This window comes from uncultured Rikenella sp. (genome assembly GCF_910577125.1).
Taxonomy (GTDB): Bacteria; Bacteroidota; Bacteroidia; order Bacteroidales; family Rikenellaceae; genus Rikenella.
On sequence record NZ_CAJTMN010000075.1, the window covers coordinates 1 to 9,746 of the forward strand.

The window sequence follows — 9,746 nt, forward strand, 5'->3', positions numbered from 1 at the left end:
AGTCTTTTGGGTACCTTTTCTTCAGAAAAGGTACGGTTCCGTCCGGCTCAAAGAACAGGGTATAGAATAAGCGTACGAATAAAGAAACAGGTATTTTGCAGAGAGCGTCTATTTGCGTATTTTTGCAGAGTTTTTGCGGATGTGGTGTAATTGGTAGCCACGCCAGACTTAGGATCTGGTGCCTTGACCGGCGTGGGGGTTCGAGTCCCTTCATCCGCACATATCTTTTTTTGTGTCGCCCGGGCTGCCCGCAACCGACATTCGGTCGATCCGAAAAAGTCAGCACCGTAGCCACTCGAAGACCGCACGGAACGCCGCTTCGCGCGCCGCATGCGTCGAAAGGAACAGATCGTGCACCCCGTCCCGAATCTGCACGTACGTCACATCCCGCCCCAGATTCCGCGCATATCGGCCGATATCCTCGACATTCAGCACCGAATCCGACCGGAGCAGCTCGTCGCTCCACTCCTTTCCGAAATACGACCGGTCGGAGCTCATCACCAGCACCGGCACCTCGATGTGCAGCCCCCGTTTGATCCTCCGCTGGCCGTTGCGCACCGCCCGCAGCCACGAAAAATAGAGCGGAATCCCTTCGATCGGCTTGAGCTTCGTATCGAAATGCCACGCCCCCCGGAAATCCCGGTGCATGCTCTGGGCATAGAGCGGCGACAACTCGCTCCGTTTGTGCGCGAACGGCAGCACGATGCTCACCGCCGCCGCCAGCGGAATCTCGACCCGGCGTTTGAACCACGACGCATTGAACTCCAGGAACGGACTGTTCAGCACCACCCGGCCGATCGCCTTCCGCTCCTCGGCCGGCCCGTCGTCGGCATACAGCGCCGCCAGCAGTCCCCCCGTCGAATGGCCCAGCAGGATCACCTCCCGCGCCCCGTCGTCCCGAATCCGGCGGATGCTCTCCGTCAGGTCGGGGTAGTATTCGTACATCGACCGGGCGAAATCCGGATGCTGCCCTTCGAGCAGCGAACGGCCGTACTTGCGCAGCTCCACGGCATAGAATCGGTAGCCGAGGGCCACGAACTCCTCGGCCATGTGCGTCTGGAAAAAGTAGTCGATGTAGCCGTGCACGTAGAGCACCGCACGGCCCGTGTCCTGCACCGGGAAAGGTGCCTTGATGAGCGTAGCGACCACCGGCCCGTCGTAGTCGGGTGGAAATTTCAGCGTCCGGTATTCGAATTCCATAGGGATCAATGCCAACAGTGGGTCAGACCGCAATCCTCCCCAGCGGTTTCGATCTCGATCGTAGCATGTTCTATGCCGTTTTGTTCACAGACGGCACGAATTTTCCGTTTCAGGACGATTTGCGCTTCTGCATCCAACGGTCCGACCGTCACCACATGGAACGTACAGACGTTCCGTTCGCCGTCCAGACTCCACAGGTGCAGGTCGTGGATCGAAGCCACCTCCGGCAAGGCCACGATCTCGCTTTCCAGCCGCCCGGCATCGATGCCGGAGGGGGTGTGCTGCAACAGGATCCGGAACGTGACCCTCATGTTCCGGTAGACGTTCCACAGCACCCATCCCGAAATGGCGATCGACAACAGCGGGTCGAGGATCGGCACCCGGACGAAGAGCATCACCACGCTGACCACCAGCACGGCCAGCCATCCCAGCACATCTTCCATCATATGGAGCATCACGGCCCGTTCGCTGATCGATCCGCCTTTTTTGAGCCTCAGCGCGGCAAAGCCGTTGACCAGCACGCCGAACACCGCGAGCCCGAGCATCCCTTCGGCATTCGGTTCCTGAGGGTTCACGATGCGTTCGACGCAGGCTTTGATAATGAAGATCGACCCGACGAGCAGCACGGTGGAGATAAACAGCGCGCCGAGCAGCGAGAATCGCTTATACCCATAGCTGTACCGCGCATCTCCCGGTCTTTCGGAGATTTTCTGCAGCCGCCAGGCGACGGCCAGCGAGAGGCTGTCTCCGAAGTCGTGGAAGGCATCTGACAGGATGGCTATACTGTTGGTCCAGAGTCCTCCGATGAGCTCGACTGCGGCGAATCCGAGGTTGATGAAAAAGGCCAGAGCCATGTTTCCCGTAGCCGCATGGTGGTGCATGTGGTCGTGGGAGTGGTGGTGCGGATGGTTATGGTCGGACATCGTAGTGTATATTTTTCGAATCGAGACTTGCCCCGCCCCGGGCTACCGCGATGCGGGAGACTTCGGCGAATCGGGTGATTTGATGGCTGTCGGGTGTAACGGGTACAGCTATTCATCGTCGGTAACCGACACGAACTGCTTGTATTTGGGATTCTACATAGCGCGTCTCCCCATACGTGATGCAGGCAGTCGTGCCCACGGTCTTCAGTTGCGTTGCCTCTCGGAATAAACAGTGCCCACAGGGTGTTTTACTGGCCGCCTCAACCTTAAACGGATAGCCGCTACCCCAACAACTTAGCCCAAAGCTGGCGGGTTCGGGCGGCGGCGGCCGGCCCGGCGCGAAAAAAACGGACACAGCCCATACCTATCCTCTCACCTCCTCCACCCACCGGGTCAGTTCCACGAACTGCGCCACGCTCAAGGTCTCCGGCCGACGGCCGAACAGCGGATGAGGTTCCGCCCTCCCTTCGGTCACCGCACGCACCACTTCGGGGAATACTGCACCCAACGAATTCCGCACCGTTTTACGCCGCTGGTTGAAAGTCGCCTTGACAATCCGCCGAAACAACTCTTCGTCGCAATCCAACCGTACCGTATCGTTTCGTCTGAGCCGAATCACCGCGCTCTGCACCTTGGGCGGAGGATTGAACACCCCCGGAGGCACTGTAAACAGATATTCGATATCGTAATAAGCCTGCAACAGCACGCTCAGGATCCCATACTCCTTTCCTCCCGGCCCGGCCGCCAGCCTGACAGCGACCTCACGCTGGATCATCCCCACCACTTCGGGCACCAAATCTCTGTTATCGAGCACCTTAAAGAAAATCTGCGACGAAATATTATACGGAAAATTCCCGATAATTTTCACCCCGCCGCTCGCAGCATAGAGGACAGAGAGATCCAGCCGCAAAAAATCCCCTTCGAGAATATTCAAACCCGGATAATGCACACGCAGGTACTCCACGCTTTCGCGGTCGATTTCGGCCACAGTGAGCGCGTCGCCGTACACCGGCAGGAGATACTGTGTCAGCACCCCCATCCCGGGCCCCACCTCCAGCACCTGCTGCGTCCCGCCGACATCGGGGAGTAGCGCCTCGGCAATCCGCCGGGCGATGTTCAGGTCGGTCAGAAAGTGCTGGCCTAAATATTTTTTCGCTCTGACTTCCAAATACAATAGGTTATAAAACAACAAAAAGCGATTATCATGCCTCACCCCGCCCCGGGCTACCGCGACGCAGGTCTTAGTGGGCGGATAGGCGATCCGGGAGATGTCGGAAGCAGCGGGTATAGTTGGACATCCGCAGTGAGCGATATCCTCGGACGGTTCTTGTGGTTCGACACGAAGGCTCTTGGTACCAGTCACGCGAATCGCCGTGCCTACGGTTTTCAGTTGCGTTGCCTCTCGGAATAAACGGTGCCGGCGGGCACTCCGAAATAGTCGGGTCTACCCCAAGGCAGCCTCTACCCCATCTTTTTTGACCGCGGCGCCTTAAGCTCCGCAAGACGCAAACCACGCCTCAACCCGCATCAGTTCCCCGCCTCGCTCAAGAATTTGACCCGCACCAACCGGATCTCCTCCTCCGTATAATCCCCTCCCAGCTCCCGCACCGCATCCGCCACCGAATCCGTCTCCGCATCCTCCGTAAAATAGTCGATGATATCCACCACCTTATCCTCGTCCACCATCTCCGCGATATAGTAGTCGATATTGAGCTTCGTCCCCGCCCCGACGATCGCTTCGATCTCGTCCATCAGCTCCTCCATCGAGAGTCCCTTCGCATCCGCAATATCCTCGAAATCCATCTTCCGGTCGATGCTCTGGATAATGAAAACCTTGTTCCCGCTCTTGTTGACGACACTCTTGACCACCATCTCCTGCGGCCGTTCGATCCCGTTTTCCTCCACATATTTGGCGATCAGTTCCACGAACGGCCCCCCGTACCGTTTCGCCTTCCCCGCCCCTACACCCGTCACATTCTGCATCTCTTCGATCGTCACCGGATACTGGACCGTCATATCCTCCAGTGACGGTTCCGAGAAGATCACGAACGGCGGCAGCCCGTTTTTCTTGGCCACCTCGTGCCGCAAATCCAGCAACATCGAATAGAGCACCGGATCTGCCGCCGCTCCTCCCCGTCCGCCCGGATGCGCCGCCACCGAATCCTCGTCATCCGTCTCCTCATAGCGGTGGTCCGCCACCAGTTTCACGCTGAACGCCCCTCCCGGAGCCAAAAAGGCACGTCCCGCCTCGCTGATGGAGAGCAAACCGTAGTTTTCGATATCTTTGTCCACCAGCCCCAGAATCAGCCCCTGCCGGATCACCGCGTTCCAGAAGTGCGCGTCATGCTCCGCCCCCGCCCCGAACAGCTCCAGCTGGTGGTGTTTGTACGATTTCACCAGATTGGTCGTCCGCCCGAGCAGCACCGCCTCCAGATAGTCCGCCTTGAACCCTCCGCCGATCGCCGCCAGCGTCTCCAGCATCAGCCGCATATCCTCCCGCGCCTCGAACTCCTCGCGCGGATTGCAGCAGTTGTCGCAACAGCCGCAGTTCGGCACCCCGTACTCCTCGCCGAAATAGTGGAGCAGCATCCGCCTCCGGCACATCGCGCTCTCGGCATACGAGACCGTCTCCTGCAGCAGGAGCTTGCCGATCTCCTGTTCGGCCACCGGCTTGCCCTGCATGAACTTTTCGAGCTTCTGAATATCCTTGTAACTGTAAAACGTAATGCACCGCCCCTCTCCCCCGTCCCGTCCCGCACGGCCCGTCTCCTGGTAATACCCCTCCAGCGACTTCGGGATATCGTAGTGGATGACATACCGCACGTCCGGTTTGTCGATCCCCATCCCGAACGCGATCGTCGCCACGATCACATCCACCTCCTCCATCAGGAACTTGTCCTGATTTCCCGCCCTCGTCGCCGCATCGATCCCCGCATGGTACGGCAGCGCCTTGATGCCGTTCACCACCAGCAGCTCCGCCAGCTCCTCGACCTTTTTCCGCGACAGGCAGTAGATAATGCCGCTCTTTCCCGGATTCTGTTTGATATACTTGATGATCTCCTTGGTGGCATTGACCTTCGGCCGCACCTCGTAGTAGAGATTCGCCCGGTTGAACGACGACTTGAAGACCTTGGCATGCTGCATGCCGAGGTTTTTCTGGATATCGAGCTGCACCTTCGGCGTCGCCGTCGCCGTCAGCGCAATGACCGGCGCCTGGGCGATCTCCGAGATAATCGGCCGTATGCGTCTGTATTCCGGCCGGAAGTCATGCCCCCACTCCGAGATGCAGTGCGCCTCGTCGATGGCATAGAACGAGACCTTGATCTTCCGCAGAAACTCGACATTCTCCTCCTTGGTCAAAGATTCGGGGGCGAAATAGAGCAGCTTGGTCTTCCCGGCAAGAACGTCCTCCCGCACCTTCAGCACCGCGCTCTTGTTGAGCGACGAGTTGAGGAAGTGCGCCACCCCGTCCTCCATCGAGAAAGTCCGCATGGCATCCACCTGGTTCTTCATCAGCGCGATGAGCGGCGAGATGACGATCGCCACCCCCTCCATCATCAGCGCCGGCAGCTGGTAGCACAACGACTTCCCGCCCCCGGTCGGCATCAGCACGAAGGTATCGTTCCCCGCCAACACGTTGCGGATCACCTCCTCCTGATTTCCCTTGAACTGCGAGAAGCCGAAATGCCGTTTGAGACTCTCGTACAGAAAGTCCGACGACGAATAGTGGGACGTAGTGCGGTTCGCCATGTAAGATTCCTCCCGGATGATGAAAAAACAAGCCACCCTCTCTGTTTCCCTCCCGCCGTAGCGCCCGGCCTCCGGAACGAGGCCTCCGGCCGGCGCGAACGACAATAAAGGTAATCGTTTTTTTGCAAAATCCGACTACCTTTGTTCAAAAATTCCTTCGGAAGTGACCACCGAACAGACCATAGCCTTCGCCCGCCAGATCGTCCGCACGGAGTGCGACGCCGTACGGCGGCTCGAAACCTACATCGACGACAATTTCGTCGAGATCGCCCGAACGATTTTCCAGAGCCCCGGGCGGCTCATCGTCACCGGCATCGGCAAGAGCGCCATTATCGCCAACAAAATCGTGGCGACGCTCAACTCCACGGGCCAGCCGGCCGTTTTCATGCACGCGGCGGACGCCATCCACGGCGACATGGGAATCATCCAGCCGGACGACATCATTCTGTGTATCTCGAAGAGCGGCAACTCGCCGGAGATCAAGGTGCTGGTGCCTTTCATCCGTCAGATGGGCAACCTGCTGATCGGGATGGCGGGCAATCTGGACTCGTTTCTGGCCCAGCACAGCGATCGGGTGCTGAACACGACGGTGGCCGAGGAGGCGTGTCCGAACAACCTGGCTCCGACGTCGAGCACGACGGCCCAACTGGTGATGGGCGACGCGCTGGCGATGACGCTGCTCAAGATGCGGGGATTCACGGCGCAGGACTTCGCCCGGTTCCACCCGGGCGGGGCGCTGGGCAAGAAACTCTATACGCGGGTGAGAGACATCATGTCGGCCGAAGGCGTCCCGCAAGTGGCTCCGGACGCAGACCTGAAGAGCGTGATTATCGAGATATCGGGCAAACGCCTCGGCGCGACGGCGGTCGTAGAGCCGGGGAGCGGCCGTCTGCTGGGGATCGTCACGGACGGCGACCTGCGGCGGATGCTCCAGAGCGGCCGGGACATCGCGGCGGTTCGGGCACAGGACATCATGTCCCCCTCGCCGAAGACCATCGCGGCAGACGAGCTGGCGGTCAAGGCCTTCCGGATGATGGAGCAGAACAAGATCACGCAGTTGCTGGTGCTCGACCCGGATCAGGACGATGCTTACTGCGGGATCATCCACATCCACGACATCCTGCGCGAAGGGGTGGTTTAGACCACGAAGAGCTGCCTGCGGGGCCTGCACGGGGACAGTGGGTTGGGCCGAGGCGGTTAAGCGATACGCAGTATCGCCCGTCCACGGGACGTGGGGCCTGCGCGGCCTGAGCGCAGTACCCTCAAACCACCGCGCGCCGACGCCTTAAGACGCGATTCAACTGTTTCGGCGATGAGCCGAAATAGAATGAATCGCGTAAGGCGCGCGGACAAAGAATTGGGCAGAGGCTGCCGCAGCAAAACGAAGTTTTACCCGTCCACGCACCCGTTGGGTGTTTTGTTAGGGTTCTCTCTGCCTTACTAAGTGGGGCCCGCCCGGCCCGAGGGCAGTTCCGTCCGGCACGGAGCCCGACCCGCGCGCGACTGCTGGAGTAGGAAATCATCCAAACGCGTAGTGCGCGTTTGGATACGATTTCCGCCAGCGCGCGGGAAAATGTGGCGGAGCGACAGCGAAGCCGCAGTAAAGCGGACACGGGGCCGAGAGCGAGTAGCGCGATTCGCAGAATCGCCGTCCTCGGGCGCAGCGACGCGATAGCGGCGCGGGGGAGGCGCGCCGAGGACGAATGGGCAGAGCTCTTGCGCCCCGCACAATCCCCCGCCCCGGGCAGCCGCTATCGCACCTCAGGCGTACTGTATACCGTCAGCAACTACGGATTCAGTTGGTCTTCAACAGCGAACGACAGTAGCGGGGTATACTTGGATTTCAGTGCGACAGAGCTCCACCCCAGCAGCACATACTACCGCGGCTACGGTTTTCAGTTGCGTTGCCTCTCGGAATAAACGGTGCCTGCGAGCACGCCGAAATAGCCGGGTCTACCCCAATAATCGGCAGCTGCGACCCTATTGGGCTGACCCAGCCGCAGAAATGCGAAGCATTTCCCGTCCACGGGACGTGGGGCCTGCCCGGCCCGAGGGCAGTTCCGTCCGGTTCAAAGCTCGATCGTCGCCCGCCCCGCTTAAAGAGGAATTTCACTCGTTTTGCAGTGAGCAAAACCGAGATGAAATTCCTGCGGGCGACTGAAACAAGCGCTGACAAGCTCGCGCGCCACGCCTTAATAAGGGAAATCGTCAAAATGTGCTGGCACATTTTGACAGGATTTCTCAAGGCGCGCGATAAAACAGGACTACAACCCTGCAGTTCGCAGAGCCGCGAACAACCGACCCGAGCCCCGACCTACATAACAAAAAACTTAACCCAACCTTTATATGAGACTCTCGCTTCTTCTTTCGTGGACAGCCGGCCTGTTGGCAGCCACCGCACCCGTACAGGCCCGCCCGACCTCCGTAGACTTCAGTACCCCTTATCCGTTCGACCCGCCCCGCTACGTCTGCTACCGGGCGCCGCAGGAGGTGACCATCGACGGAGAAATCGACACTCCGGAATGGGCCGACGTGCCGTGGACATCCGACTTCGTGGACATCGAAGGCACCCGGCGGCCAGTGACACCGCGCCATCGGTGCCGGGCCAAACTGATGTGGGACGACCGATATCTGTACATCGCCGCCGAGATGATCGAACCGAACCTTTGGGCCACCCTGACGGAGCGCGAATCGGTGATTTTCCACGACAACGACTTCGAAGTCTTTCTCGACGTGACCGGCAGCACCCACCACTACATGGAATTCGAAGTCAACGCCTTGGGAACCGAGTGGGATCTGATGCTGACACGTCCCTACCGCGACGGCGGCGCACCGCTCAACGCCTGGAATATGAACGGGATGCGGTCGGCCGTAAAGCTCTACGGCACACTCAACGACCCGTCGGACACGGACGAGAAATGGACGTTCGAAATGGCGATCCCGATCCACACCCTGCTGGAAGTTCGGTACGGGAAACGCGGCATCGAAGCCGGCGAACAATGGCGTCTGAACTTCTCGCGCGTGCAATGGCTTTTGGACATCGTGGACGGCGCCTACGTCAAGCGGCCGAACCTGCCGGAAGACAACTGGGTGTGGGCCCCGAGCGGCAAGATCAGCATCCACGAACCGGAATACTGGGGTTTCCTGCAATTTTCGGACATCACAGCCGGCAAAGGCGAAACTCCGTTCGTCTGGAACCGGAACGAAGAGGTCAAATGGGCCTTGAGACAGCTCTATTTCCGGCAACGGGAGTTCCACAGTGCGACAGGACGCTGGGCCTCCTCCGCAAAAGAGCTGAAGGCTTCGGAAATCAAAATCGACGGACTCGCCTTCACCCCGACAGTTTACGCGGTAGGAGACAGCTACCGCATCACCGCGCCGGGCTTCGACGGCACCTCGTGGTACATCAACCAGCAGGGCTACATCGGCGAGGGGCGGTAAGCCGAGCGGTCCGGCATGATTTTCCATACGCCTGACGGCCCCCTCTCCGTCAGGCGTTTTATTTTATTTTTCAATCTCCCCGCCCCGGGCTTCCGCGACGCAGGACACCAGGGTGGATTGGGAGATTTGATTCGTGTCGGGAACAACGGAGCCAGCTGGTCATCCACGTCCAACCTCTTTGACAAAACTTTGAGCGGCATGTGTATGGGTTTTCGCACGGAACTCCTCTTTACTACCAACGTGAACTATCGCGGCCACGGTCTTCAGTTGCGTTGCCTCTCGGAATAAACGGGGCGTGTCGCACTCACAATTGGCCGGGTCTACCCTAACAGGTAGCCTCTACCCCAATTTTACCGACACGGCCGCAGCGAAACGTAAGTTTCGCTCTGTCCCGCCGGGGTCACCCGGACGCCGCCCGCGTAGGGCAGTTCC

Annotated in this window: 10 protein-coding genes and 1 tRNA gene; 7 read left to right on the forward strand and 4 right to left on the reverse strand. The window is 59.5% G+C overall.

From position 1 onward, the window contains the following. Window positions 1-135 precede the first annotated feature (135 nt). Window positions 136-219, forward strand: a tRNA-Leu gene (locus QZ292_RS07860). A 60-nt stretch (window positions 220-279) separates the two neighbouring features. On the opposite strand, the gene QZ292_RS07865 is transcribed toward QZ292_RS07860, so the two are convergent. Together QZ292_RS07865 and QZ292_RS07870 are read right to left on the reverse strand one after the other, a co-directional pair. Continuing rightward, on the reverse strand, window positions 280-1,215 hold the full coding sequence (locus QZ292_RS07865; RefSeq protein ID WP_294600282.1) for an alpha/beta hydrolase: 936 nt from the start codon (window positions 1,213-1,215) through the stop codon (window positions 280-282). Continuing rightward, window positions 1,206-2,123 (reverse strand): cation diffusion facilitator family transporter, encoded by a 918-nt coding sequence (locus QZ292_RS07870; RefSeq protein WP_294600285.1) that lies wholly within the window; start codon window positions 2,121-2,123, stop codon window positions 1,206-1,208. Before QZ292_RS07870 ends, QZ292_RS07865 begins: the two co-directional genes overlap by 10 nt. Before the next feature lie 82 nt (window positions 2,124-2,205). Between QZ292_RS07870 and QZ292_RS07875 the strand changes: the two genes are divergently transcribed. Next, window positions 2,206-2,352: a hypothetical protein gene (locus tag QZ292_RS07875; RefSeq protein WP_294600287.1), complete on the forward strand. Its 147-nt coding sequence runs from the start codon at window positions 2,206-2,208 to the stop codon at window positions 2,350-2,352. 135 nt (window positions 2,353-2,487) lie between these two features. On the opposite strand, the gene rsmA is transcribed toward QZ292_RS07875, so the two are convergent. After that, window positions 2,488-3,291, reverse strand: coding sequence for a 16S rRNA (adenine(1518)-N(6)/adenine(1519)-N(6))-dimethyltransferase RsmA (gene rsmA / locus QZ292_RS07880; RefSeq protein ID WP_294600290.1), 804 nt, complete (start codon window positions 3,289-3,291; stop codon window positions 2,488-2,490). 36 nt (window positions 3,292-3,327) lie between these two features. Here rsmA and QZ292_RS07885 point away from each other — a divergent pair, with 36 nt between their 5' ends. Next, the gene (locus QZ292_RS07885) at window positions 3,328-3,534 is read left to right on the forward strand and encodes a hypothetical protein (RefSeq protein WP_294600292.1); all 207 of its coding nucleotides are present in this window, start codon (window positions 3,328-3,330) and stop codon (window positions 3,532-3,534) included. A 116-nt stretch (window positions 3,535-3,650) separates the two neighbouring features. Here the strand turns inward: QZ292_RS07885 and recQ are convergent, their stop codons facing one another. After that, window positions 3,651-5,873 (reverse strand): DNA helicase RecQ, encoded by a 2,223-nt coding sequence (recQ, locus tag QZ292_RS07890; RefSeq protein ID WP_294600305.1) that lies wholly within the window; start codon window positions 5,871-5,873, stop codon window positions 3,651-3,653. A 163-nt stretch (window positions 5,874-6,036) separates the two neighbouring features. Between recQ and QZ292_RS07895 the strand changes: the two genes are divergently transcribed. The 4 genes from QZ292_RS07895 (at window position 6,037) to QZ292_RS07910 (ending at window position 9,602) form a co-directional block, all read left to right on the forward strand. Then, window positions 6,037-7,014 (forward strand): KpsF/GutQ family sugar-phosphate isomerase, encoded by a 978-nt coding sequence (locus tag QZ292_RS07895; protein ID WP_294600294.1) that lies wholly within the window; start codon window positions 6,037-6,039, stop codon window positions 7,012-7,014. A gap of 575 nt (window positions 7,015-7,589) precedes the next feature. Further along, the gene (locus QZ292_RS07900) at window positions 7,590-7,793 is read left to right on the forward strand and encodes a hypothetical protein (RefSeq protein WP_294600297.1); all 204 of its coding nucleotides are present in this window, start codon (window positions 7,590-7,592) and stop codon (window positions 7,791-7,793) included. Window positions 7,794-8,219: 426 nt separating this feature from the next. After that, window positions 8,220-9,314 (forward strand): carbohydrate-binding family 9-like protein, encoded by a 1,095-nt coding sequence (locus QZ292_RS07905; protein ID WP_294600300.1) that lies wholly within the window; start codon window positions 8,220-8,222, stop codon window positions 9,312-9,314. Window positions 9,315-9,431: 117 nt separating this feature from the next. Continuing rightward, window positions 9,432-9,602: a hypothetical protein gene (locus QZ292_RS07910; protein ID WP_294600302.1), complete on the forward strand. Its 171-nt coding sequence runs from the start codon at window positions 9,432-9,434 to the stop codon at window positions 9,600-9,602. Window positions 9,603-9,746: the final 144 nt, after the last annotated feature.

Bases quoted from the DNA above. Each gene is read 5' to 3' on its own strand.
- QZ292_RS07870 (WP_294600285.1), bottom strand. From the start codon at position 2,123: ATGTCCGACCATAACCATCCGCACCACCACTCCCACGACCACATGCAC.
- QZ292_RS07875 (WP_294600287.1), top strand. From the start codon at position 2,206: ATGGCTGTCGGGTGTAACGGGTACAGCTATTCATCGTCGGTAACCGAC.
- QZ292_RS07885 (WP_294600292.1), top strand. From the start codon at position 3,328: ATGCCTCACCCCGCCCCGGGCTACCGCGACGCAGGTCTTAGTGGGCGG.
- recQ (WP_294600305.1), bottom strand. From the start codon at position 5,873: ATGGCGAACCGCACTACGTCCCACTATTCGTCGTCGGACTTTCTGTAC.
- QZ292_RS07905 (WP_294600300.1), top strand. From the start codon at position 8,220: ATGAGACTCTCGCTTCTTCTTTCGTGGACAGCCGGCCTGTTGGCAGCC.